General features: G+C 66.7%; 24 protein-coding genes. 22 read left to right on the top strand and 2 right to left on the bottom strand.

Annotated elements, in window-relative coordinates; all coding sequences use genetic code 11:
* Positions 1-34 precede the first annotated feature (34 nt).
* The 20 genes from PA01_15545 to gspD all read left to right on the top strand — a co-directional run bounded on the left by PA01_15545 (position 35) and on the right by gspD (position 20,164).
* The gene (locus PA01_15545; GenBank protein KON79865.1) at positions 35-607 is read left to right on the top strand and encodes a 2-oxoacid:acceptor oxidoreductase family protein; all 573 of its coding nucleotides are present in this window, start codon (positions 35-37) and stop codon (positions 605-607) included.
* The gene (locus tag PA01_15540; protein ID KON79864.1) at positions 604-903 is read left to right on the top strand and encodes a 4Fe-4S binding protein; all 300 of its coding nucleotides are present in this window, start codon (positions 604-606) and stop codon (positions 901-903) included. Before PA01_15545 ends, PA01_15540 begins: the two co-directional genes overlap by 4 nt.
* 2 nt (positions 904-905) lie before the next feature.
* Entirely contained in the window at positions 906-2,165 is a 1,260-nt protein-coding gene (locus tag PA01_15535) for a phenylglyoxylate dehydrogenase (protein ID KON79863.1), read from the top strand.
* A 25-nt stretch (positions 2,166-2,190) separates the two neighbouring features.
* Positions 2,191-3,444, top strand: coding sequence for an FAD-dependent oxidoreductase (locus tag PA01_15530; GenBank protein KON79862.1), 1,254 nt, complete (start codon positions 2,191-2,193; stop codon positions 3,442-3,444).
* 23 nt (positions 3,445-3,467) lie between these two features.
* Positions 3,468-4,862, top strand: coding sequence for a thiamine pyrophosphate-dependent enzyme (locus PA01_15525; protein ID KON79861.1), 1,395 nt, complete (start codon positions 3,468-3,470; stop codon positions 4,860-4,862).
* The gene (paaF, locus tag PA01_15520; protein KON79860.1) at positions 4,852-6,201 is read left to right on the top strand and encodes a phenylacetate--CoA ligase; all 1,350 of its coding nucleotides are present in this window, start codon (positions 4,852-4,854) and stop codon (positions 6,199-6,201) included. The genes PA01_15525 and paaF overlap by 11 nt, the downstream gene beginning before the upstream one ends.
* A gap of 184 nt (positions 6,202-6,385) precedes the next feature.
* A complete protein-coding gene (locus PA01_15515) occupies positions 6,386-8,470 on the top strand; it encodes a CoA-binding protein (GenBank protein KON79859.1) in 2,085 nt (694 codons plus the stop codon).
* A gap of 76 nt (positions 8,471-8,546) precedes the next feature.
* Entirely contained in the window at positions 8,547-8,957 is a 411-nt protein-coding gene (locus PA01_15510) for a LysR family transcriptional regulator (GenBank protein ID KON79858.1), read from the top strand.
* Positions 8,958-9,004: 47 nt separating this feature from the next.
* Positions 9,005-9,130: a hypothetical protein gene (locus PA01_19100; protein ID KAI5912344.1), complete on the top strand. Its 126-nt coding sequence runs from the start codon at positions 9,005-9,007 to the stop codon at positions 9,128-9,130.
* A gap of 537 nt (positions 9,131-9,667) precedes the next feature.
* A complete protein-coding gene (locus PA01_15505; GenBank protein KON79857.2) occupies positions 9,668-11,359 on the top strand; it encodes an ATPase, T2SS/T4P/T4SS family in 1,692 nt (563 codons plus the stop codon).
* The gene (locus PA01_15500) at positions 11,352-12,593 is read left to right on the top strand and encodes a type II secretion system F family protein (GenBank protein ID KON79856.1); all 1,242 of its coding nucleotides are present in this window, start codon (positions 11,352-11,354) and stop codon (positions 12,591-12,593) included. Before PA01_15505 ends, PA01_15500 begins: the two co-directional genes overlap by 8 nt.
* A 100-nt stretch (positions 12,594-12,693) precedes the next feature.
* On the top strand, positions 12,694-13,125 hold the full coding sequence (gene gspG / locus PA01_15495) for a type II secretion system major pseudopilin GspG (protein ID KON80388.1): 432 nt from the start codon (positions 12,694-12,696) through the stop codon (positions 13,123-13,125).
* Complete coding sequence (locus PA01_15490; GenBank protein ID KON79855.1) at positions 13,122-13,613, top strand: GspH/FimT family pseudopilin; 492 nt, start codon at positions 13,122-13,124, stop codon at positions 13,611-13,613. Before gspG ends, PA01_15490 begins: the two co-directional genes overlap by 4 nt.
* Positions 13,610-14,011: a type II secretion system GspH family protein gene (locus PA01_15485; protein KON80387.2), complete on the top strand. Its 402-nt coding sequence runs from the start codon at positions 13,610-13,612 to the stop codon at positions 14,009-14,011. Before PA01_15490 ends, PA01_15485 begins: the two co-directional genes overlap by 4 nt.
* Positions 14,008-14,673: a prepilin-type N-terminal cleavage/methylation domain-containing protein gene (locus PA01_15480; GenBank protein ID KON79854.1), complete on the top strand. Its 666-nt coding sequence runs from the start codon at positions 14,008-14,010 to the stop codon at positions 14,671-14,673. Before PA01_15485 ends, PA01_15480 begins: the two co-directional genes overlap by 4 nt.
* A gap of 102 nt (positions 14,674-14,775) precedes the next feature.
* Positions 14,776-15,606: a general secretion pathway protein GspK gene (locus PA01_15475; protein KON79853.2), complete on the top strand. Its 831-nt coding sequence runs from the start codon at positions 14,776-14,778 to the stop codon at positions 15,604-15,606.
* Positions 15,596-16,618 (top strand): PilN domain-containing protein, encoded by a 1,023-nt coding sequence (locus PA01_15470; protein KON79852.1) that lies wholly within the window; start codon positions 15,596-15,598, stop codon positions 16,616-16,618. The genes PA01_15475 and PA01_15470 overlap by 11 nt, the downstream gene beginning before the upstream one ends.
* On the top strand, positions 16,615-17,175 hold the full coding sequence (gspM, locus tag PA01_15465) for a type II secretion system protein GspM (protein ID KON79851.1): 561 nt from the start codon (positions 16,615-16,617) through the stop codon (positions 17,173-17,175). Before PA01_15470 ends, gspM begins: the two co-directional genes overlap by 4 nt.
* A complete protein-coding gene (locus PA01_15460; GenBank protein KON79850.1) occupies positions 17,172-17,792 on the top strand; it encodes a hypothetical protein in 621 nt (206 codons plus the stop codon). Before gspM ends, PA01_15460 begins: the two co-directional genes overlap by 4 nt.
* Before the next feature lie 17 nt (positions 17,793-17,809).
* Positions 17,810-20,164 carry a type II secretion system secretin GspD gene (gspD, locus tag PA01_15455; GenBank protein ID KON79849.1) on the top strand — a complete coding sequence of 785 codons (2,355 nt, stop codon included), beginning with the start codon at positions 17,810-17,812 and terminating at the stop codon, positions 20,162-20,164.
* A gap of 385 nt (positions 20,165-20,549) precedes the next feature.
* Here the strand turns inward: gspD and PA01_15450 are convergent, their stop codons facing one another.
* Both PA01_15450 and PA01_15445 read right to left on the bottom strand, forming a co-directional pair.
* Entirely contained in the window at positions 20,550-22,226 is a 1,677-nt protein-coding gene (locus tag PA01_15450; GenBank protein ID KON79848.1) for an ATP-binding protein, read from the bottom strand.
* Entirely contained in the window at positions 22,223-23,479 is a 1,257-nt protein-coding gene (locus tag PA01_15445) for a DUF3391 domain-containing protein (protein ID KON79847.2), read from the bottom strand. The genes PA01_15450 and PA01_15445 overlap by 4 nt, the downstream gene beginning before the upstream one ends.
* Before the next feature lie 202 nt (positions 23,480-23,681).
* Between PA01_15445 and tadA the strand changes: the two genes are divergently transcribed.
* Both tadA and PA01_15435 read left to right on the top strand, forming a co-directional pair.
* The gene (tadA, locus tag PA01_15440) at positions 23,682-24,146 is read left to right on the top strand and encodes a tRNA adenosine(34) deaminase TadA (protein KON79846.1); all 465 of its coding nucleotides are present in this window, start codon (positions 23,682-23,684) and stop codon (positions 24,144-24,146) included.
* Between the two features lie 5 nt (positions 24,147-24,151).
* Positions 24,152-24,631: a L,D-transpeptidase gene (locus tag PA01_15435; protein KON80386.1), complete on the top strand. Its 480-nt coding sequence runs from the start codon at positions 24,152-24,154 to the stop codon at positions 24,629-24,631.
* Positions 24,632-24,652: the final 21 nt, after the last annotated feature.

Here is a 24,652-nt window from a genome sequence, read left to right as displayed (position 1 = left end):
GAGCCGGGTCCCGCGAGCAGCAGGAGGAGACAAGATGTACGAGGTGCGATTCCATGGCCGGGGCGGCCAGGGTTCGGTGCTGGCGTCAGGCATTCTGGCCGCGGCGCTGGTCGAGGAAGGCAAATATGCGGTATCGATCCCGTCGTTCGGCTTCGAGCGGCGCGGCGCGCCGGTCGTGTCGTTCCTGCGCGCGAGCGAGCGCCCGATCCGCCAGCTCACCAATATCTACAACCCCGACTGCCTGATCTGCGTCGATCCGACGCTGACCCGCTCGGTCGATATCTTCGCCGGACTGAAAGCCGGCGGCACGCTCGTGCAGGCGACGCACAAGCCGCTCGCCGAGCTCGTGCTGCCCGACACGGTCGGGCGCGTGGGCTTGTGTGACGCGGTCAAAATCGCGCTCGAGATCTTCCGCCGGCCGATCACCAACACCTTGATGCTCGGCGCGTTCGCGAAGACGACGGGTGTCGTGTCGCTCGACGCGTTGAAGCGCGCGCTCGAGGACTCGGACTTTCGCGACGCCGGGCTCGCGCAGAACATGACGGCGCTCGAGCGCGGCTATGCCGAGACGAGCGTGCACCAGATCGAAAGGAGGGTCGCCGCATGAGCCGGCATCAAAGCTATCCGCTGTTCAACCTCGAGCAGGCCAACGTCCCCGACGACCTGTGCCCGGTCGCGACTGACATCAGCCCGATGCTGCCCGGCGACTGGCGCAGCCAGCGCCCGGTCGTCGACCGCGACAAATGCGTCAAATGCGCGGTGTGCTGGCTGTACTGCCCGGTGCAGTGCGTCGAGGAGCACGCCGCGTGGTTCGACTTCAACCTCAACACCTGTAAAGGCTGCGGCATCTGTGCGACCGAGTGCCCGCAGCGCGCGATCACGATGATCGGGGAGGCCCAGTGAACATGAGCACCACCACGCTCGAAAAACCCGCGGTCAGCGCGCCGAAGAAGCAGAAAGTGATGCTGTGCGAAGGCAACGAAGCGGCCGCGCTCGCGGTCGCGCTCGCGCGCCCCGACATGGTCGCGGTGTATCCGATCACGCCGCAGTCCTCGCTCGTCGAGCACGTCGCGAAACTCATCGCCGACGGCAAGATGGACGCCGACATCGTCGACGCCGAAGGCGAACACTCGGTGCTGTCGGTGCTGCAGGGCGGCGCTCTGGCCGGTGCGCGCACCTACACGGCGACCTGCGGTCCCGGCCTCGCGTTCATGTTCGAGCCGTATTTCCGCACGTCGGGCATGCGCCTGCCGATCGTGATGTCGATCGTCACGCGCGACGGCATCACGCCGCAATGTGTGTGGGGCGGGCACCAGGACGCGATGACGGTGCGCGAAGTCGGCTGGGTGCAGATCTACTGCGAGACGGTGCAGGAAGTGCTCGACACGACGGTGATGGCGTTCAGGATCGCCGAAGATCACGACGTGATGCTGCCGGTGAACATCTGCCTCGACGGCAATTACCTGTCGTACGGCACCGCGCGCGTCGAACTGCCCGATCAGTCGGACGTCGATGCGTTCATGGGGGCGAAGGACGTCAACTGGCACGTCGCGCTCGACCCGTTGAAGCCGATGGCGGTCGATCCGCTCACCGGCGGCGCGGGCGGCAAGGGGCCGGCGACGTTCGTGCGCTATCGCAAGAGCCAGTGCCGCGGCATGCAGAACGCGCTCTCCGTCATCGAAGCCGTGCATGCCGAGTGGGCGGAGCGCTTCGGGCGCAGTTACGCGCCGCTCGTCGAGGAGTACCGTCTCGACGATGCCGAGTTCGCGATCATGACGCTCGGCAGCATGACGGGGGCGGCGAAGGACGCCGTCGACGAGGCGCGCGAAGCCGGCAAGAAAGTCGGCCTCATCAAGATCAAGACGTTCAGCCCGTTCCCGGTCGAAGCATTGATGCGTGCGCTGTCGAAAGTGCGCGCGCTCGGCGTCGTCGATCGCTCGGTCGGTTTCCGCTGGAACTGCGGGCCGATGTACCAGGAAGTGCTCGGCGTGCTGTACCGCCTCGCGGGGCAATCGGGCACGGTGCTGCCGGCGATGAGCTTCATCGGCGGCCTCGCCGGCGCGGACATCACGATTGGCCACTTTCACCGCGTCATCGACGCCACTGCGGCCCTCCTCGACGGGCCGGCGCCGACCGAGCCGGTGTGGCTCAACGAGAATGACTGAGGGCGGCAGAACCATGGAGCCAGCGATGGAACAGACCCAATACCTGATCGTCGGCAGCAGCCACGCGGCGCTCGAGGCGATCAGCGCGATCCGCATGCATGACGCGGAAGGCACGCTGACGGTGGTGACGCGCGACGCGCACCTGCCGTATTCGCCGACCGTGCTGCCGTATGTCGTGTCCGGAAAATCCGCGCCCGAGCGCGTGTTCCTGCGCGACGACGACTTCTTCGCGCGCAACGCGGTGAGCTACCGGCCGGGGGCCGGGCTCGCCGCGCTGCACGCGGACGCGAACACCGCGGAACTTGCCGACGGCACGCGCGTCGGCTACGACAAGCTCTTGCTCGCGACCGGCACGTCGCCCGCGATCCCGCCGATCCCCGGTATCGACACCGTCTCGTACCACGTGCTCCGGACGCTCGACGACGCGCTCGGGCTGCGCGAAGCGATCGCGCAGTCGCGCCAGGCGGTCGTGCTCGGCGCCGGGCTCGTCGGCATGCACGCCGCGGAGAACCTGGTCAAGGCGGGCGCGAGCGTCACGATCGTCGAGATGAGCGACCAGCTCACCGCGGGCTACTTCGACAAAGTGGCCGCGCAGATGATCGAGCAGGCGTTCACCGACAACGGCGCGAAGATCCTCACCGGCAGCCGCGTCGTGCGCCTCGAGCCCTCGCCCGTGGGCGCGCGCCTGACGCTCGCCAACGGCACCACGCTCGAAGCCGATCTCTTGCTCGTCGCCACCGGCGTCAAGCCGAACCTCGAGTATCTCAATGGCAGCGGCGTCGCGTTCGACCACGGCATCCTCGTCGACGACACGATGCGCACGAGCGTCGCCAACGTCTGGGCGGCAGGCGACTGCGCGCAGGCGAAGCATTTCTTCTCGCCGACGCCGCGCGTCAACGCGATCCTGCCTTCGGCGACCGAGCAGGGGCGTCTGGCCGGCATGGCGATGGCGGGCGATGCGGGCATCAAGCCTTACGCGGGCGGCGTGCCGCTCAACACCTACCACTTCTTCGGCCGGCATGCGATCTCGGTCGGCTCGAGCGAAGCGCCCGAAGGCAGCGAGGTGCTGACCCGCTTCGATGAAAAAACCGGACGTTACCTGAAAGCGATCTTCCGCGACGGGCGGCTCGCCGGCATCTTCGGCGTCAATGAATTCTTCGACGGCGGCATCATGGCGCAGCTGATCGTGCGGCGCATGGACCTCACGGCAGTCAAGGAGCGCCTGGTCGCCGACCCGCTCAAAGTCGGCCGTGAGCTGATGTCGAGGACGTGGCGCTAGAAGCGCCCGATCAAGGAGCAGATATGGGACGAGCTTACAGCACGATCGCCTTCGACCCCGCCAAGTGCGACGGCTGCGGCGATTGCATGACGGCCTGCGCGCAGGCCAAGACCGGCACCGACGATTGGGCGCGTTCGCGCATCCAGATCGTCGGCCGAGGTAACGCAGCCACGGACGCAATGGCCAACGCAATTGAGGACGCCACTGAAAAAGCGTTCGAGCTGGCGCTGTGCCGCCAGTGCGCCGACCCCAAATGCGTCACCGTGTGTCCGGCCGGCGCGCTCGCCAAGGACGGTGCGTCGGGCGTGATCGGCTGGGACGCTTCGAAATGCGTCGACTGCCTGCTGTGCACGGTCGGCTGTGCGTACGGCGGCATCGCGTTGGAGGAGGCCACCGGCCACGTGTCGAAGTGCGACACTTGCGATGGCAGGCCTGCGTGCGTGCCGGTGTGCAGCAAGGGCGCGCTGACCTATGTGACGACGGCGAACATCTACAACGAAGTCGGCGACTGGGAAGACCTCTTCGCGCCGGGACTCGCAGGCTGCCAGGGGTGCAACACCGAACTGCTGATGCGCCACACGCTGCGCCGCGTCGGCCCCGATACCGTGCTCGCGACCCCTCCCGGGTGCGTGCCCGGCATGGGCTCGGTCGGCTTCAACGGCACGACCGGCACGAAAGTCCCGGTCTTCCATCCGCTGCTGACGAACACCGCCGCGATGCTCGCGGGCGTCAAGCGCCAGTTCAAGCGCATGGGGCGCGACGTGACCGCCTTGGCGATCGCCGGCGACGGCGGCGCGTCGGATGTCGGCTTCCAGTCGCTGTCGGGCGCGGCCGAGCGCGGCGAGCAGATGCTCTTCATGGTCGTCGACAACGAAGGCTATATGAACACCGGCATGCAGCGCTCGAGCTGCACCCCGTACGGCGCCTGGACGTCGACGACGCCGATCGGCGCCGGCTGTGCCGCAGGGCAGCCGGCGCAGGGCAAGACGCAGGACGCGAAGAATCTGCCGCTGCTAATGGTGAACCACCGCTGCGCGTACGTCGCGACCGCGTCGACCGCGTACATGGAAGACCTCTACGCGAAGCTCGACCGCGCGATCGAAGCGTCGAAAACCGGGTTCGCGTACGTGCATGTGTATTCGCCCTGCACGACCGGCTGGCGCTTTCCGTCCGACCAGAACATGGAAGTCGCGAGGAAAGCGGTCGAGACCAACTTCGTCATGCTGTGGGAGTTCACGCCGGACGAGGGCCTCAACTTCACCCGCCCCGTCGACGACCCGCTACCGGTCACCGATTACCTCAAGGCCATGGGACGCTTCCGTCACCTGAGCCCCGACCAGATCGAGCATATCCAGGGGAAGGTCATGGAAAATGCAAAATTCGTACAACGTTTTTCGGAGCAGGCCCATGGCGGCTAGACAAGACTGGGAGTCGGGGCGCGCCCCGGCAGGGGATGAACTGGAACCGATCGAGACCGCGAGCCGCGAGGAACTCGCTGCGCTGCAGCTCGAACGGATGAAATGGTCGTTGCAGCACGCGTACGACAACGTGCCGCACTACCGCGCCGCGTTCGACGCCGCGGGCGTGCATCCGTCCGACCTGAAGCAGTTGTCCGATCTTGCGCGTTTCCCTTTCACGAGCAAGAAGGAACTGCGCGAGAACTACCCGTACGGGATGTTCGCGGTGCCGATGAGCGAGGTCGTGCGCGTGCACGCCTCGTCCGGCACGACCGGTCTGCCGACCGTCGTCGGCTACACGAAGAACGACATCGCGATGTGGGCGGGTGTCATGGGGCGCTCGCTGCGCGCCGCCGGCGGCACGCGCAACGACATCATCCTCAATTCCTACGGCTACGGCTTGTTCACCGGCGGCCTCGGGGCGCATTACGGTGGCGAGAATCTCGGTGCGGCGGTGATCCCGATGGGGGGCGGCAACACCGAGAAGCAGGTCCAGCTGATCCGCGAATTCGCCCCGACGATCATCCTCGCGACGCCGTCGTACATGCTGACGATCGCCGACGAGCTGCAGCGCCAGGGCATCGATCCGGCTTCGACGTCGCTGCGCCTCGGCGTGTTCGGCGCCGAACCCTGGACCAACGAGATGCGCCGCGAGATCGAGACGCGGCTCGGCATCGACGCAATCGACATCTACGGGCTGTCCGAAGTGATCGGCCCGGGCGTCGCCTGCGAATGCATCGAGACGAAGGACGGCCCGCATATCTGGGAAGACCATTTCTATCCCGAAATCATCGATCCCGAGACCGGCGAAGTGCTGCCCGACGGCGAGCCGGGCGAGCTCGTGTTCACGTCGCTGACGAAGGAAGCGCTGCCGATCATCCGCTACCGCACGCGCGACCTCACCGTGCTGCTGCCGGGAACTGCGCGGCCGATGCGCCGTATCGGCAAGATCACCGGCCGCAGCGACGACATGCTGATCATCCGCGGCGTGAACGTCTTCCCGACGCAGATCGAAGGAATTCTGCTCAAGCATGAATGCCTGTGCGGCCATTACCAGCTGCAGATCACCCGCGAGCACCACATGGACGAGATGACGGTGCTCGCCGAAGTGCGCCACGACCTGTCGGAGGTGCTCAATGCGAGCCAGCGCGCGGCGATCGCGACGGAGATCCGCCACGAGATCAAGAGCGCGGTCGGCGTGTCGGCCGATGTCCACGTGCTCGAAACAGGCAGCATCGAGCGCACGCAGATCGGCAAGGCGAAGCGCGTCGTCGACAAGCGGCCGAAAGCGAGTGTGTGACGGCCGTGCCCGTGACGGCGGACGTGAATGAGGCGTCTGCCGTGCGGGCCTTCCGGCAGCGGGAATGGCGAATTGGGGAATGGCCGGTCGAAGCCGCCCGGTTTTGCCGCCCGGCCCCGGTGGCACAAGGGAATTCCAACAAAGGCCGCGCGGCAGTCCGCGGGGCGATAACGGAGACAGCACAGTGAACGATCGGTCGACATTCAATCCGGGTGCGGCGGTGAACGCCGTCGCCGGAGAGCTGTTCAAGCAGGCGGCGTCCGAAGGGCGCGACGCGCTCAACGCCACGGAACTCGAGAAGTTCGTCGCGAGCTTTGGCGCCGCGCTGGCCGAGGGGACGCCGGGCGGCGTCGATCTTCGCATCGAACTGAACAACACGCGCGAGTTCGGCATCGTCATCACCGCAGGGCAGGGCGGTATCGATGCGCAGCTCGACCGCGACAATTTCCGCAAGGACCGTGCGAGCGTTTCCGCTTCGGTCGAACTGACCGACGCCGCCGACTTTCTCGGCCTGTTCCGGCGCACCCTTGCGTACCGCAAGATGGCAGCGCTCGCGCAGCGTGACGGACGTCGTCCGCCGGACCAGGTGCTCGAATTCTGCTTCGGCCTGATGCTCGGCCTCGCCCGCGAGTATTCCGCGACGAACCCGCAGGCGCCGTTCGTGCTGCGCACACTCGAACTCGACTCGGTGCAGTTCAACAAGAAGCCGACGGTCGGCAGCGCCCGCTTCGAGTTCGGCGCCCCGGTCGCGGGTCGCCTGCCGCGCCCGGTGCACAAGATCGACAAGCTGATCCACCCGCAGTCGATCGGTGTCATCGGCGTGTCGGCGACGAGCATGAACTTCGGCCGCATCATCCTCAAGAACCTGATGGGCAGCGGCTACCCGAAGGACAAGCTGACCATCATTCGTCCGGGCGAGACCGAGATTGACGGCGTTCGCTGCGTCGAGAGCCTGCGCGCCCTGCCCGCGAAGCTCGACCTGCTGATCGTCGCTGTGCCTAACGATGCGGTGTACGCGCTGGTCGACGAAATCATCGAAACCGATGCCGTCGAATCCGTGATGCTGATTCCCGGCGGTCTCGGCGAAACCGCCAAGAGCCGCGAGCCTGCCGCCGAGCTTGCCGCGAAGATCAACGCCGCCCATGGCAAACCCGGTGGCGGTCCTGTGTTCCTCGGCGCGAACTGCCTCGGGGTGGTCTCGCATCCCGGCGGTTACGACTCCTGGTTCATCCCGCTCGAGCGCCTGCCCAAGCCGCAGAAAAAGGCGCAGCGCAACTCCGTGATGCTGAGCCAGTCCGGCGCCTTCATGATCACGCGCATCTCGCAGAACCCCTGGCTCGACCCGGCCTACATGCTCGCGCTGGGCAACCAGACCGACCTCACTCACGGTGACATGCTCAACTTCTTCGCCGAGAAGAAAGGCATCGACACCCTCGGCATCTACATCGAAGGCTTCAAGGATGGCGATGGCCTCGACTTCGCCCATGCGGTGCGCAAGGCGGTCCTCAACGGTAAGCAGGTCGTCGTGTACAAGTCCGGGCGCACCGAAGCGGGTGCCGGCGGCGTCATGGGCCATACGGCTTCCATCGCCGGCGATCCGGTGCTGTTCGAGTCGGTGCTGCGCCAGGCCGGCGCGATCGTCGCCGAGGATTTCAATACGTTCGACGACCTCTTCTATATTGCTGGCGCGCTGCACGGCAAGAAAGTCGGCAAACGCATCGGGGCGATCAGCGGTGCCGGTTTCGAGGCCGTCGGCATGGCCGATTCGATCGTCTCCGAGACTTTCGCACTCGACATGGGCGCGCTCGAAGATGCCACCGTCGAGCGCGTGCAGGCCATCCTCGCCGCCAAGCGCCTCGACGCGCTGGTCGAAGTCAGGAACCCCATCGACATCAACCCCGGCGCGGACGACGAGGCCCACCTGCAGATCACCGAAGCGTTTCTCGACGACCCGAACATCGACGCCGTCGTCGTCGGCCTCGACCCGACAGCCCCATCGATCCGCGGTCTCGAAACCAGCAAGCTGCGCCCCGGTTATGACCTCTCGGACCCGAAGGGCACCGTGCACATCTACCCGCCGCTCGCGGCGAAGAGCGAGAAGCCCGTCATCGGCATCGTCGACGGCGGCTCGCTCTACGACGCGATGGCTGCCCGCCTGATGGACCAGGGCGTGTGCGTGTTCCGCAACTGTGGACGCGGCACGCGGGCGCTGGTCCGCTACGTCGAGGCGCGCCTCGACGCGGACGCGATCAGGAACCGCAACCAATAAGCCCTTGCTGAAAAAGCGGCAGCCTTCCATCCGGGCGGCTGCCTTTCGAAAACATGGAACAACTGGAGGAAATCAAATGAGCGAAACCCTGAAAGCCGGCCTGACCTCGACGCGGCGTTACGACATCGATGCCGGCCGCACGATCGGATTCATGGGCGACGATTGCCGCGTCTACTCGACGCCGAGCCTGCTGTACGACATCGAAGTCGTGTGCCGCGACCTGCTGCTCGAAAACATCGAAGCAGGCAAGGATTCGGTCGGCACGCGCGTCGAACTCGACCACGTCGGCGCGACCTTGCTCGGCATGTGGATCGAGATCACCGTAACCGTGACCGAAGTCAATGGCCCGGCCGTGACGTTCGAATTCACCGCACGCGACGCACTCGAGGAAGTCGCCCGCGGCAAGCACAGCCGCTTCGTCGTCGGCGCCGAGAAGACCGCGCAGCGGCTGAAGGCGAAACTCGCCAAGGCGCTGGCCACCGCCTGAGTTGCCGGACCCGCTGTGCCGTCCTTGCGGACGTGCGCAGCGAGGTCATGGAGCGCCCTGTAGACGTGCGCATGCCGTCGTCGCTGGCGGCGGTGCACCTCGCAGCGCACGGCTACCCGAGCCGTGTCGCTGTCGAGGACGAAGTCGGTCGCGCGCCCACGCTCCTGAACTAAATCCCGACGAATATCTCAACCTCGACCTGAAGGCGACGATTCGTTCCGGTTCGATCGCCAAGACGGTTGCCGCACGGCTTGAAGAAGCGCGCGCAGGCATGGAGCTCATTGCAACGATGCCGGAGCGGGTGCGCTCGTTTTGCAAGCATGAGTACGCGGATTGCCAATCACTGTAAGTGCTCGATAAACCCCAGCCTCCGGCGAGCACCACGCGGTGGCCTGAAGGCCGTTTCTGCTCCAGTGCAGGGCTTTTGCACCCTTCTCAGCACACTGCCTCAATCGACAGCGGCGGAAATTCGGACCGGGATGTGAAGTCCCCTCGCGAGGACTTAGTACTTTGCTCGGACGAGCCCTGTCGTCATATCCCCCGCCCTCTCATCCATCTTTTTTCCCGTCTCCCTCCCGGAGATGTGGAATCGCGGCGGCGTTGGAGTTAGCCTTGGATCCTGACAAAAAAGGTCCGGTGCCGACTCTCGTCGGTGACTCCGGGCTTCCGACCACGGGCGACAGATGCAGACAGCTTCGACGGTTAAGGCGATGCGACTTGGCGAATTGCTCGTCCGCCAGGACAAGCTTACGCCCCGCGATCTCAAGCACGCCCTCGCCGCGCAGCAGGAGATCGGTGATCTGTTCGGGCGCGTGCTGGTCCGGCTCGGGTTGCTGTCCGAGCTTGACGTCGCGAGCGCGCTGTCGGGCCAACTCGACATCCCGCTCGTCCTCGCGAAGGACTATCCGCACGAGGCAATCCTCGTCGAGGGACTCGCTTCGGACTATCTCGTCGCGCACGGCGTGCTGCCGCTTTGCCGCGATGGCGACCGACTCGATGTCGTGATGGGCGTGCCGCAGGACGCGTTCCTGACGAAGGCGCTGCGTCTCGCGACCGGTCTGGGGATCCGCGCACGACTCGGGCTCGAATCCGAGATCCAGGCCGCGCTGTCCCAGCTCTACGCCGAACCGGAGGTCGAGGAGGAGCAGGGGGCAGGGCCGCATGCGCCCAGCGAAACGGCGAGCGGGGACGACTTCATCGAGCACCTGCGCGACCTCGCGAGCGAAGCGCCGGTGATCCGGCTCGTCAATCAGCTGATCGCGCGCGTCATCGACCTACGCGCGTCAGACATCCATATCGAGCCGTTCGACGACGGCGTTCACGTGCGCTATCGGGTCGACGGCGTGCTGCAGGACGCGGAGACAGTCGCGGCCGAACTCGGTCCGGCGGTCACGTCGCGCATCAAGCTGCTCGCGCATTTGAACATCGCGGAGCGGCGTCTGCCACAGGACGGGCGGATCATGACGCGCGTCAAGGGGCATGAGCTCGACCTGCGCGTGTCGTCGCTGCCCACCGTGCACGGCGAGAGCGTCGTGATGCGCGTGCTCGACCGCGCGAGCGTGCGCCTGAGCCTCGAAGATATGGGCTTCGCCGGCGACAACCTCGCACGCTTTCGGGAACTGCTCGGCAGGCCGCACGGCATCCTGCTCGTGACCGGCCCGACCGGCAGCGGCAAGACGACGACGCTGTACGCCGCGCTCGCGAAGTTGAACGCGACCGAGCTGAAGATCCTGACGGTCGAGGACCCGGTCGAATACCAGCTGAGCGGCATCAACCAGGTGCATGTGCAGCCACAGATCGGTCTCACGTTCGCGCATGCGCTGCGCTCGATCCTTCGGCAGGACCCGGACATCATCATGATCGGTGAGATGCGCGATGGCGAAACCGCGCAGATCGCGGTGCAATCGGCCCTTACCGGACATCTCGTGCTGTCGACGCTGCACACGAACACCGCGGTCGGTGCGATCATCCGGCTCGAGGACATGGGCGTCGAGCGCTATCTGATCACTTCGACCGTCAACGGCGTGCTGTCGCAGCGCCTCGTGCGCCAGCTCTGCCCGCACTGCAAGGTGCCCGTCGATCTGCCTGCGGCGACGATTGAAAGTTCCGGACTCGGGCGCTTCGTGGGCGGCGGCGCCGGCAAGACTTACGCGGCGCGCGGCTGCCCGCAATGCAAGGACACCGGTTACCTCGGCCGCACGTCGATCCACGAGCTCTTCGTCCTGGACGACGCGGCGCACGAGATAATTCTGTCCGGCGCCGACGCGGCGACGCTCCATGGCGTCGCGCGGCGCGCAGGCATGCTGACGCTCTACGAGGACGGATTGCGCAAGGTCGCCGACGGCACGACGTCGCTCGCCGAGGTGCTGCGCGTGACCCAGGACCAGAACGCCAATGGTTGACTACGCCTATCGCGCAGCGCGAGCGGATGGCCAGATCCTCGAGGGGCATCTGGAGGCCGCGTCGAAGGACCTTGCGCTGCGCATGCTGCGCAGCCAGGGCTACACGCCTATCCGCATAGACGAGGCGGGCGGCGCGGCGACGCCTTTCGCGGCCCCCGCCCACACGACCCGGCCCGCCGGCCTGTTCGCGAGCGATCGCGGGCCGGGTGCTTCCGATGTGCATGCGCTCACCGGCGAGCTCTCGATCATGCTACGGGCCGGGCTGCCGCTCGACCGGGCGCTGCGGGTGCTTGCGGGAATGACGACGAAGCCGTCGGTACGGGCGATTATCGACGACCTGCTCGCTGGGGTGAAGGCCGGCAAGGGTCTGAGCCAGGCGCTTGCGCCGCACCGGCCGCTGTTCGGCGAGTTCTACATCAACATGGTCCGGTCGGGCGAGGCCGGTGGCGAGCTTGCCGACGTGCTCGCGCGCCTCACCGAACACCTCGAACGGATGCGCGCGCTGCGCGAGAGCGTCGTCTCGGCGCTGATCTATCCGGCGATCCTCGTCGTCGTCGCGGTTGTATCGGTGTTCCTGATGCTTGCGTTCGTGATTCCGCAGTTTGAGTCGCTGTTCGAGGACATGGGCGACGCGTTGCCGCTGCCGACGCGGATGATCGTCGCGGCCGGCCACGTCGTCGTCGACTGGGGTTGGATGCTGGTGCTCGCGCTCGCCGCCGCGATCCTGATATTGCGCCGTTGGTCGCGCACGCCCAACGGGCGGCAGTGGCTCGACGCGCGGATTTTGCGACTTCCCGTTCTCGGTCCGGTCGTACAGAAATTCGAGATCACGCGCTTTGCCCGAAGCATGGGAACCTTGCTTCACAGCGGCATCTCGATCGTGACGGCAATCCGCATCGCGTCCGACACGATCGGCAACGTCCACCTGCGCTCGGCGATGACCGGCGTCGTGCCCGCGATCAAGCAGGGCGGGCGGATGGCCGACGCGCTCGCCGCGACGGGCCTCTTCACGCCGCTCGCGCTGAACATGGTGCGCCTCGGCGAGGAGACCGGCCGGCTCGACGAGATGCTGCTCGATCTCGCGCGCGTCCACGACGGGGAAGTACAGGCCGGTGTGAAGCGTGCGCTGACGCTGCTCGAGCCGCTGCTGATCCTCGCGCTCGGCGCCGTCATTGCGTCCATCATCATCTCAATCCTGATGGGCATTCTTTCGATCAACGAACTCGCGATGTGACCACGACGATGACCCGGACCCACTCTTGCCCTGCTGCTGGCGCGGTTACATGTTTCCGGCGACCCGGAACCCTTTCCACCTGATCCACGAGCGCCAACCGATGACGACCTCCTCACGCCCGCATTTCCGAAGCCCCGGCTTCACGCTCGTCGAACTCCTCGTCGTGCTCGTAATCCTTGGCCTGCTCGCCGGGCTCGTCGGCCCTCGTGTCCTTGACCAGCTTGGCGGCGCAAAGTCGAAGACGGCCCGCGTCCAGGTCAGCGATCTCGAACAGGCTGCCGAGCTGTTCAAGCTTGACGTCGGACGGTTTCCGACGAACGAAGAAGGGCTCGACGCGCTTGTGGCGCGGCCTGCGGCCGGGACGGGCTGGAACGGGCCCTACCTCAAGGGCGGCGTGCCGCCAGACCCTTGGGGCATTCCTTATCAGTACGAAAATCCCGGCCGCCGTGCGCAGATCGACATTTTCACGCTCGGTGCGGACAACACGCCGGGAGGCGAAGGCGAGAACGTGGACGTCGGCAACTGGAAATGAACCGGCGCCCGCGCTCCTCGAGCCCCGCAGGCTACCGCCATCGGTCGTTTCGCGGCTTTACGCTCGTCGAGATACTCGTCGCGCTAACAATCGCGGCCACGCTGTTCGCGGTCGCGCCGGTCGTGCTGGACCGCGCATACGAAACGATGCAGTACCGCGCGACGCTGCGGACGCTGCTCACGGGGCTGAACGCCGCGCGAGCCGAAGCGGTACGCAGCGGTCGCACGACGACGTTCGACGTCGACTTACAGACTCGCCGTTTCGGCGTTGACGCGCGTTTCGACTCCGAACTGCCCAGCGACCTCGACGTCCGCGTCGTCGTCGCGCAGGGCGAGATCCGACCGGGCGGCCAGGCGGCGATCCGTTTTTATCCTGAAGGCGGCGCGACCGGCGGTAGCGTCGAGCTCATCCGGCCGTCGGGGGCCGGGGTCAGATTGCGGGTTGACTGGCTGCTCGGACGCGTGACGCAGGAGCCGCTCGGAACGTGAGTCTGCGCCCCACCGCGCGCACCGCGCGAGGCTTCTCGCTGCTCGAGGTGCTCGTCGCGTTCGCGATCATGGCGATCGCGCTCGGCGCGCTGTATCAGTCGCTGGGGGGAAGCGTGCGCGCGACCGCCATGTCCGGGCGTCATACCCGGGCCGTGCTCACCGCTGAATCGGTGCTCGCGCTCTACGAGTCAGTCCCCGGTGCCGGACTCTACGCCGAGGGTGGAAGCGAAGACGGGTTCGCGTGGCGCATTTCGAGCGCGCCATATCCGGTCATGTCACACACCCCGCCGGAGTGGGAACTGCATCAGGTCACTGTCCAGGTAAGCTGGCAGGAGAGTGGGCGAGAGCGTGGCTTCCGGCTCGTTACGTTGCGTCCGCTCGAGGCGGAAGGGCAATGAGACGCGGGCGGGCCGAGGACGGTTTCACACTCGTCGAGGTCGTCGTCGCCCTCTTGCTCGTGTCGCTCGTGATGCTCGGCCTGACGACGGCACTGCGCACGTTCGGCGAGACCGGCGCGCGGCTCGACGTGCACCGCCACGACGCGGAGGATATGCGCCTCGTCAGCGCTTTCCTGCGCCAGAGTTTCGCGGACGCATCGGCGCGACGCCTTCCTCTCGGGCCTGACGGCGGGCTCCGCCCGGGATTCGTCGGCACTCCGGACGTGGTCGAATGGCTCGCACCGATGCCCGCCCGACAGGGGGTCGGCGGATTGCACCGCTTGCGCCTGTCGGTCAGCGAGCTGCGCACGTCGGTCGGTGAAGACCGGCGGCTCGTTCTGCAATTCGTGCCTTTCGTCGTCGCCGAACGCGACATCGACTGGACTGCCGAGCCCGAGCACGTGCTCGTCCCGGGGCTCGCGGCGTTCTCGATTCGCTACCTCGGCAGCGAGGGCAGCTGGAAAGAGACTTGGGCTGTCCCGGGGTTGCCGCGCGGCGTGCGCTTAAGGATCGCGAATGCGGCCGGGCCCTGGCCGGAACTTGTCGCGGGGGTACGTGCCGCCCGCGTCGCGCCCGGCGAGGACGGCGCCGACGACACGAGCGGCATCGGGGAGGACGACTGAATGGCGAGGACCGGCGCCGCCGCAGTCCATGCGGGCTTCGCGCGTGTTCGCCAGCACGGTGTCGCGCTCGTCGCAGTGCTGTGGATGACGGCTGCACTCACGTTGCTCGCCGCGGCGCTCGCCGCTGGCGCGCGGGAGGAGCTGCGGGCGAGCGGCACCGCACGCGCGACCGCCGAAGCGGCGGCCCTCGGCGATGCGGCGATCCAGCTCGTCGCCGTCGACCTGCGCGGGGCTCCGGAGCGCGCGCGGGCGGGCGCGATCACGACCTACAACTTCGGCGGGCGCGAGATCGAGATCCTGATTTCGTCCGCGAGCGGCTTCGTCGATATCAATCGCGCACCCGCGAGCCTGCTGCGCGATCTGTTCCTCTACGGGGCCGGCGTCGAGGCCGGGACCGCGGAAGTTCTCGCGGATCGCGTCATCGACTGGCGCGATCCGGACAGCACCGCCGGCGAGCGCGGCGCCGAGGACGATGCGTATGTCGCAGCCGGTGTGCGATTCCGCCCGCGCGGCGGTCGGTTCGAGTCTCCTGAAGACCTGCTGCAGGTGCTTGGATTGACTTTCGAGGTATATGATAAGGTCAAGCCATTCGTGACGCTTTACGGTCCTGGCCGCATCGATCCGCTCGCCGCGCCGCCAGGCGTACTGCATATACTCGCACGTGGCGACCGCGATTTCGCCCGCGGCTTTGCCGCAGCCCGGGACGCCGGGGAAACCATCATCGACATGAGCGCCTTCGTGCAGGATCACCTTCAGCCAACGTCTCCGGCGTCGCGCTATCGCGTCGAGGCCCGCGTCGCCGACAGCAGCGGACAGCGCTTCGCTCGGGTGCGCTGGATCGAGCTCGTCGAACGCGACGGGCTGCCGTGGCGCAGCTTGCGCGTCGAGCCAGTGCGTGCGATCGGTGCGGAGGATGCCGCAGATGGCGCTTGAGCTCAGAGACTGGCGCCTCTTCGGTTTCGACCTGCGCTCGCTGCCGCGGCGCTGGCGCAAGGGCTGGGACGAGGCGCTGGCGTGGCCGATGTTCGCGTGGCTGTCGCCGCGGGAGCCGGTGCGCGTCCTGCTTCCGGACGGTGCCGAGGAAGTTCGCAGTGGCGCGACCGCAGTTGCGGCCCCCGCGAGCGCGCAGCCCAAGGCCGTCGCTGTCGTGCTGCCCGAGCCGAACGTCCTCGTCCGCGAACTTCGCCTTCCGCCGCTCGCGCGCGCCGAGTTGCGCGAAGCGGTCGCGCTCGAAGTCGCGTCGCTGAGCCCGTTCCCGACCGAGCAGGTCGTGTCGGGCTGGCGCGCCGAACTTCGCGGGGACCGGCTGCACGTGCGTCTCGCGCTCGCGGCCCGCGACCAGGTCGCCGCGTTCGTCGCCGCGAACGCCGAGCGGCTCGGAGGCAAGGAGCCCGAGGTCTGGGCAGACGCGACTGCGCCAATCGTGCTCGACGGATACGCCGAGGGCGAACGTAGCGCCCGCCTCGTCACCGACCGCACTGTCCTTGTTGCCCTGGTCGCGGGCGCGGCGATGCTCGCGCTCGTGCTGGCCTTGATCCCGGTGCTGCAGGCCCGCGAGCGCCTCGAGGACGCCGAGGCGCGCCTCGCGGCGCTGGAAGCCGAAACGGAGAGCCTCGTCGCGTCGCGCAATGCGCTCGCACTTGGCAACGATCGGATACGCGCGGTGCGCGCGCATCTGGACGAACGCCCGGAAGTCCTGCAACTGATCGAGACGCTGAGCGCGCTGCTGCCCGACGATGCGTATCTGACGCGCCTCGAGATCCAGGGAAGGCAGGTGCGAATCGGCGGGCAGGCGGCGAACGCATCCGCCCTGATGGACATGCTCGGAACGCTGCCCGAGTTCCATGAGGTCAAGGCTCCGGCGCCGATTTCGAGGGTCGCCGGCTCCGATAAGGAGAGCTTCGTCATCGAGTTCGTGCTCGCTCCACCGGGAGAAGCCTCGTGAACTTCCCCGGACGCGATGCGCGCTTCGTCGGGGCGACTGCGGCAGCGCTGCTGCTCGCCGCAGTGTCCATCGCCGCATTCGGGCTCGCGGAAGCCCTCGGCAACGCGCGCGAGCCGCTCGGCGCGATCGAGGCCCGGTACGCGCGGCTCGCGGGTCTGAAGGAAGTCCGCGACCAGGTCGAGCGCGGCGTCGCGGATGTCGGCGAGGTTCTCGCGCGGCACACGTATCCGGCGTCGAGCGGCACCGATCGCATCGGCACCGACCTTCAGCAGCGGGTGCGTCGCGTCGCCGAATCGGCGGGCATGGGGGTCACCGGGAGCCAGATTCTTCCGGTCAGGGCGGCGAACGGCTTGTCGCAGATTCCGGTCGCCGTGACCGTCGAAGGCAGCCTCGAAGGCCTGCGTGCGATGCTCGCTGCGCTAGGTCAGGAGATCCCTTCGATCCACATCGACAGCATCGTGATTCAGACCCGGATGCGCCGCCGGCTGCGCGGCGCGCCTCCGGACCAGCGCCTGAGCGCGCAGATGAACCTCAGTGTCCTGCACTTGCAGCAATGAAGCGGACAGCGTTTTTCGTTCTGATGGTGATCAATGGCGCGTTGCTCGTCGCAATCGCGATCCTGTGGGCGGGCGCCGACTCGGACTGGACGCCGCCCGCGGCACTGCCCCCGGAACCCGCTTCACTCGCCGCCGAGCGGATCGAGGCGCGCGACTCCGAGCTCGCGGCGCTCGAGGAGTCGGCGAAACGGCCGCTGTTCTCAGCGACGCGCCGCCCTTCCGACGAGCTCGCCGATAATGACGGACCGACCGGGGCGTTCGATCCGGTCGTGCTGGGGCTGTTCGAGCGCGCCGGGGGCGGGAAGGGCGCGATCGTGCGGATCGACGACAAGGTGCATCGGCTCAGCGTCGGCGATGGCCTCGGTTCGTGGGTGCTGGACGCGATCGACGCGCAAGGGGCCGCCGTGTTCAAGCGCGACGACGAGCGGCTCGCAGTACAGCTCCTGCACCTGCCGCAGCCAGCTCCGTCTCCTGCCGCGGCCGCTGAGCGCGCCGCACCCGGGCGAGCTGCCGCGTCGTCCGCGGGCGGAATTCGTCCGGTTCCTTCCACAGATTCCCGCTCACCGGCGCGTGGACGCGCAGAGCGGCGGTCGCGTGCGGGACTCGACAACGACTGATTGAAGAAGAATCATCAATGCCTCCTTTCGAATCTGAAAAAATTTTCCGCGTAATCCTGATCCTTGCGACGATCCTGCTCGCAGGATGCGCCGGGAGCGCGGGCGTGCGCTCCGACGTCGTGCTTGGCGGTGACGCGCCGCACTCGCGTGCCGCTACCCCGGCTCCTGTCGCGACGGTCCCGTCCGCGGAAATCGGCGCGGCCGAGGAGCCGCTCGACCGCCAGCAGCCGATGCTGATGATCGGGACGGATCGGCAGGTCCGGCTCGCGCCGGCGCGGCCGGTGTCCATCTCCGCGGGCGGTGCCGTTTCGTTGAAATTCGAGCAGGCTCCGGTGACTGAAGTCGTGCATGCGGTCCTCGGCGACGTGCTGAAGCTCAACTACACGCTGCACCAGCCGGTGACCGGCGAAGTCACGCTGCACACCCAGGCGCCGCTGCCGCCCGACCAGTTGCTGTCGCTGCTCGAGGCCGTCCTGCAGGCGAACGGCCTGCTGCTCGTGCGCGACGCCGGTGGTCTCTATCACGTGGGCCCCCCTGAAGCGCTACGGGGTCTGAGCAGCGCACCGGCGCAGGTCGGGGCGCTGCCGTCGGGCTACGGCATGGTCGTCGTGCCCCTGCAGTTCGTCGGTGCCGCCGAGATGGCCGAGATCCTGCGCCCGATCGCGAATCCGGATACCTTCGTGCGCGTCGACACGCTGCGGAATCTGCTGGTCCTCGCGGGCCCACGCAATCAGATCGAAAACTGGCTCGAGTTCGTCGAGATATTCGACGTCGATATGCTCAAGGGCATGTCGGTCGGCATGTTCCCGCTCGAGCATGTGTCGGTGCAGGAAATGGCTGCGACGCTGCGGCTTCTGACTGGCGGAGCCGCAGTCGATACGCCGCCTGCACCTGCTCCGCGCGCTCCTGCAAGGCGTGCTCCTGCAGCGCGCCAGCGCGCGGAGGCGGGGGCCGGAGCCAACGTCGAGGAGCAGGTCGAGGCGCAGCCCGTACCGCTCGGCCCGCTCGGCGGGGCGCTGCGCATCCTGCCAATCGAGCGTCTGAACGCGATCCTGGTCGTCACGCCGCGCGCGCATTTTCTTCAACAGGTCCGCGAATGGGTGGAGCGCTTCGACCAGCCGCGCGACGGCGGCAGCGAGCCTCAGCTCTACGTGTATCCGGTGCAGAACGGGACGGCGCAGCACCTTGCCGGCCTTCTGACCGCGATCTTCGGCGGCACTGAGCAGGCCGCGCCTGTTCCCGTCGACTACGGCGTCGCGCCGCGCCTCGGGATGGGCGCGCTCGGAAGCGGCGGGAGCGGCACCGGACTCGGACTCGCCGGAGGCGGGACGAGTCCGGTGACCCAGGCGCTCAGCGCAGCCGAGCGCGACAGCGACCGCGGGCGGGGCGGCATCGCGCAGGCGACGCTCGCGCCCGACGTTCGCGTCGTATCCGACGACTTCAACAATGCGCTGTTGATCCACGCACCGAAGTCCGAGTATCGCAAGATCGCTGCCGCGTTGCGCCGGCTCGACCTCGCCCCGACCCAGGTGCTGATCGAAGCGAGCATTCTCGAGGTCACGCTGACCGACGAGACCCGCTACGGCATCCAGTGGATGTTCGATCAGCGCGTCGGCGGCGACCACAGCGGCAGGGGCATGCTGAACAATCGCGCGACCAACGAGATCGCGTCGCTGTCGTCGGGCTTCTCGTATTCGATCTTCAACAGCGCCGGGCAGCTGCGGGCGGTCATCAACGCGCTCGCGGAAAAGTCCCTGCTGAACGTGATCTCGAGCCCGAGCGTCATGGTGCTCGACAACCACACCGCGGCGATCCACGTCGGCGATCAGCAGCCGGTGCTGTCGTCGACGACGATCACTGACGGGGGTACGACGACGTCGTCGATCCAGTTCAAGGACACTGGCGTGATCCTGTCGGTGACACCGTCGGCCAATTCGGGCGGCATGGTGTCGATGGTGATCCGCCAGTCGGTCACCGACGTCGGCCCGGTCGATGCCGCGACCGGGCAGCGCAGCTTCCTGCAGCGCGAGGTGTCGAGCCGTGTCGCGGTGCGCTCCGGCGAAACAGTCGTCCTCGGCGGCCTGATCCGCGACAACAATGGACGCGACAGGCAGGGAATTCCGCTGCTACATGACATTCCACTTCTCGGCGCGCTGTTTGGTACGACCGGGAACTCGTCGGTCCGCACCGAACTGCTCGTCATGATCACGCCGCGCGTCGTGCGCAGCGACCAGGACGTGCGCGACCTCGGCGCGGAAATGCGCCGCCGGATGCAGGGTCTGCGAGTCCTGCGCGGGTGGGAACGCTTCGAGGAAGCCGTGCCGGACGTGCCGGAGCAGCACGGCATGTTGCCGGCTGCGGCAGGAACCTGAGCACGAAAATCAGGCGCCGGCTCGCCGCCGCGCTTTCCGTCGGCGCTTTTATCCGCGCGGCCGCAATGGCTGCGCGTGAGCCTCGGCGTCGTGCAAATGGAGAGAGTGCTCGAAATGCCAGCGTCGCCTTCGTCGCCGGCTACTGGACGCAGCCGCTTCGTCGTCGGCGCCGAGAAGACCGCCCAGCGGCTCAAGGCGAAACTCGCCAAGGCGCTGGCCCCGGCGTAATGCGTTAAGCATTGAGCGAGCGGCGCTGTGCTGCCGGATGCGGCAGCACAGCGCTGTTGCCCCTCTGGGGGAGGGAACGGCCGGCCTGTCCCTCCCGCATCCTCTGTGCCAACCGGGCGTTGGCGCACCATTCAATTCCCCGATTTTTCGCTCTTTGCTACCCGTGCGCTTTGTGGTCGGAGCTTGCGTTGTGGGGCAGCACGACCCTGAAAGTGGATCCGGTGCCGACTTCGCTGCGGACTTCGATGCGGCCGCCGTGCTTGTGTACGATTCCGTATGAAAGCGACAGGCCGAGCCCGGTGCCTTTGCCGACTGCCTTGGTCGTGAAAAAGGGTTCGAAGATCCGCCCGACGTGCTCCGGCTTGATGCCTTTGCCGGTGTCTTCCACTTCCACCCACACGTTGTGCGCGTCGTGGCCGGTGCGCAGCGTGATCCGGCCGCGATTCTCGATCGCGTGCGCCGCGTTGATCAGCAGGTTCATGAACACCTGGTTGATTTGCGACGGGAAGCATTCGATCTGCGGCGGATGGCTGTATTCCTTGACCACCTCGGCCTTGTACTTGAGTTCGTTCCACACGACGTTCAGCGTGCTCTCGAGCCCGGTCTCGAGGTTTGCCCACTCGCGCTCCGAGCGGTCGACGTGGGAGAAGTCCTTCAGGTCCTGCACGATGCGTTTCACCCGCTGCAGTCCGTCGAGGGACTCGCCCAGCAGGCTCGCGATGTCCTCGCTCAGGTAAGCGGCATCCACTTCCTTCTTCAACTCCTCGAGCTCCCGGAGCTTGTCCGGAGCGCGCGTGCCTTCGAGCTGCTCGTAAGCCGCGAGCAGCTTCAACATATCGTTGGCGTATCTCTGCAAGGTGCCGAGATTGGAGTTGACGAACGCGATCGGGTTGTTGATCTCGTGCGCGACGCCCGCCGCGAGCTGGCCGATGGAGGCCATCTTTTCCGACTGCAGCAGCTGGTTCTGCGCTTCCTCGAGTTTCCTGATCAGCACTTCCTGGCGCATCTTCTCGGCCAGCAGCGTCGCGTTCGCGGTTTCCAGTTCCGCGGTGCGTTCCCGCACGCGTTCTTCCAGTCTGTCGCGCGAGTCGCGCAGCGCCTCTTCGGCATGCGTGCGCTGGGTGATGTCGCTGTAGCCGAAGACGCGGCCGACGATGCGCTCGCCAAGATACTGCGGGCGCGACTTGCATTCGAAAACCCGGCCGTCCCCGAGCCGCAGGAGATCTTCAGTTTCGCTGCTGTCGACGATCGCCTGCAGGCGCGTACGACAGCTTTCAGACTCGACGACGTGCTCCGCCATGAATTCGATGATCGCCGCGTCGTTGCGCTCGAGCAGCAAGTCGTCGGGAATGTTCCACATCGTGCTGAACAGCCGGTTCATGCTCGAGATGCGACCGTGCCCGTCGATCACGAGGATTCCGTTGCCGGTCGATTCGAGCGTCGCCCTGAGCTGCGACAGGGTCTGCTCGAGCGCGTCCTCGACCTTGCGCTCGTTCTGAACGTCCTTCGCCTGCACCAGCAGCAGGGGCGCTCCGCCGTGGTCGACGACCCGCACCGACTTGATGACGTTCAGCATCGACGCATCGGCGCAATGATAGAGCCCTTCATGGCCTTCGATGTCGCGATACTGGCCGTTGCGCACGTCCTCCCAGTAGAAGACGTCCTGCAACGAGCTTTCGATGTCGGTGATCGTCATCGCGAGCAGCTCTTCACCGGAATATCCGAGTGTCTGCGCGGCGATGCGGTTGGCCATGACGATCCCGAGATGGACCGGTTCGACGAGCAGCATCATGTGCGGGCTGTGATCGAGCATCAACTGCGGAAGGCCGTTCATGTCGCGACCGCTTCCTGACCAGGCTTGCCTGCGTCGAAGTAATAGCTCACCCGCTTGCGCGGACTCAGGTAGTTGTAGATTTCGCCGGGGACCTGCGCAGGCCTGATGGCCCGCGCGATGTTCAGATCCGGTTCGCGTATCAGATCGACGAGGATCGCGTCGTCCTTCGGGATGTTCGCGTCGTAGATGACGATCATCGGTTTCATTGGCGCGGCGGTATTGACGGTTGCGACCATCGCGATGATGCCGTTGGACAGCTGCACGATCGTGCCCGGCGGATAGACGCCGAGGCAACGGATGAATATCTGCAGCAGCTTCGGATCGAACTTGTTGCGCAGCTTGGCGAACATCACCGACAGCGCCTCGTGCGGCGTCATCGCATCGGTGATATCGACGGGATTGCACAGCTCGTCGTAATGGTTCGCGATGGCGACAATGCGTGACAGCAGTCCGATCGCCTCGCCCTTGAGTTTTTTCGGGTAGCCGGTGCCGTCGAACAGCTCGTGATGCTCCCGGATGATCGCCAGGACCGGCGGGGCGAGCTGCAACCGCTGGCCGATCTCGACGCCGTATTGGCAATGCATTTCATACAGGTGGCGTTCGGCCTGGGTCAGCGGCTCGTTCTTCAGCAGGATCCTGTTCGGGATCTCCCTGCGGCCGATATCGTGAAACAGCGCGCCCATGCCCAGCACGCTGACGACCGCCTGCGGCAGGCGGATGTCGCGCGCGACCATCATCGACAGCATCGTGACGTTCAGGGAATGGAAATAAAGCTCCTCGCCGCCCATCTTGTCGCCCATCACGTGGATCGCCAGTTCCGGCGCGCAAAGTATCGACTCGGCGATCTGCGTCACCAGTTGCGTCGCCTGCTGCACGGTTTCGGCAGGCCGGGACAGCAGGTTCTTCTCGATGTCGCGGATCGCCTTGGCCGAATTGATAAAGGCGTTCTCGATGCGTGCGGCAGCTTCGCGCTGCGCTTTGATCCGCTCCATCAACGCGCGCTTGGCCTGGAGCGCGGGGGCCAGATCGGGCTTGGCGTCCGCGGCGGCTGCCGGAGGCGCTTGTCGCGGAGCGCCCTGGAGCGGTGCGCTGATGTCGCTGAGGGACGGGTTGTAGCGGACCGTCTTCAGGCCGAGGCTGCGGATGGTCCTGATCTGCTCCTCGGTCTTGATCTTGAAATGGCTGAACGCAAAAGGATGCTCGAACCAGCTGACATCGAGAACGACGTACAGTCCGACCCGGAGCTGATCCATGGTGACAACGGAGTTCTCTGACATTGATGATGACGGCTTGAGTGTTGCCGGGCGGGGGAATGGGAGATGAGGAGCGGGACGCGAAACGCGTCATCGTATTGTCCCCGCGGCGATTATTCAACTTCGCCCGCCGACCGGCGCGCGCTGTCGTGGCGCTGCACAGCCGCGCTCCAGTAAACTGCGGGGCGAGGAGACGAGTTCGATGAGTGACGAAGATTTCATGCGTGCGGCGCTGGAGCAGGCGCGAAGGGCGGGAGCGTGCGACGAGGTGCCGGTCGGTGCGGTCGTCGTGCTCGACGGCGAGATCGTCGGCCGCGGCTTCAACCAGCCGATCGGGCGCCACGATCCGACTGCCCACGCCGAAGTGATGGCGTTGCGCGACGCGGGCGAGCGGCTCGGAAATTACCGCTTTCCCGGCTGCGAGCTGTTCGTCACGCTCGAACCGTGCGCGATGTGCAGCGGCGCGATCATGCATGCGCGGGTGGGGCGCGTCGTGTTCGGCGCGCGCGATCCGAAGACGGGGGTCGCCGGCAGCGTGATTGATCTTTTTGCCGAGCGCCGGCTGAATCATCACGCGCAGGTCGCCGGCGGCGTGCTCGCCGACGAATGCGGCCGCCTGCTGTCGGGGTTCTTCGCGGCCCGGCGCGGGCGCACGCTGATCGCGTGACAATCGTGCACATCCGGATCAGCATTGCCGGGCAGCGGCTGTTTCTGTTCGGGCCGGACGAAGCCTGCATCCGGTGCTATCCGGTATCGACCGGCGAGAAAGGTGCCGGCGAAGTTCGGGACAGCGGCTGCACGCCGCGCGGCCTGCACCGCATTCGTGCCAGAATCGGCGCCCATGCGCCTATCTGCACGGTATTTCGCGGACGGCGTCCGACCGGCGAAATCTGGTCGCCCGGTTTCGCTGCCCGGCATCCCGGCCGCGACTGGATTTTGTCCCGCATTCTGTGGCTGTGCGGGTGCGAGCCGGGGCGCAATCGGCTCGGCAACGTCGATTCGATGCGCCGTTATATCTACATTCATGGCACGCCGGACGATCAGCCGATGGGCGTGCCGCGGTCGCACGGCTGCATCCGCATGCGCAACCGCGACGTCATCGAGCTGTTCGAGCTCGTCCCGGCCGGCACCGCCGTCGAGATCGTCGAGTAGGGCCGCCCGGCGGCACGCGGT

Source organism: Azoarcus sp. PA01 (genome assembly GCA_001274695.2).
Lineage (GTDB): Bacteria > Pseudomonadota > Gammaproteobacteria > Burkholderiales > Rhodocyclaceae > Aromatoleum.
This window is presented reverse-complemented; position numbering and strand designations above follow the sequence as displayed.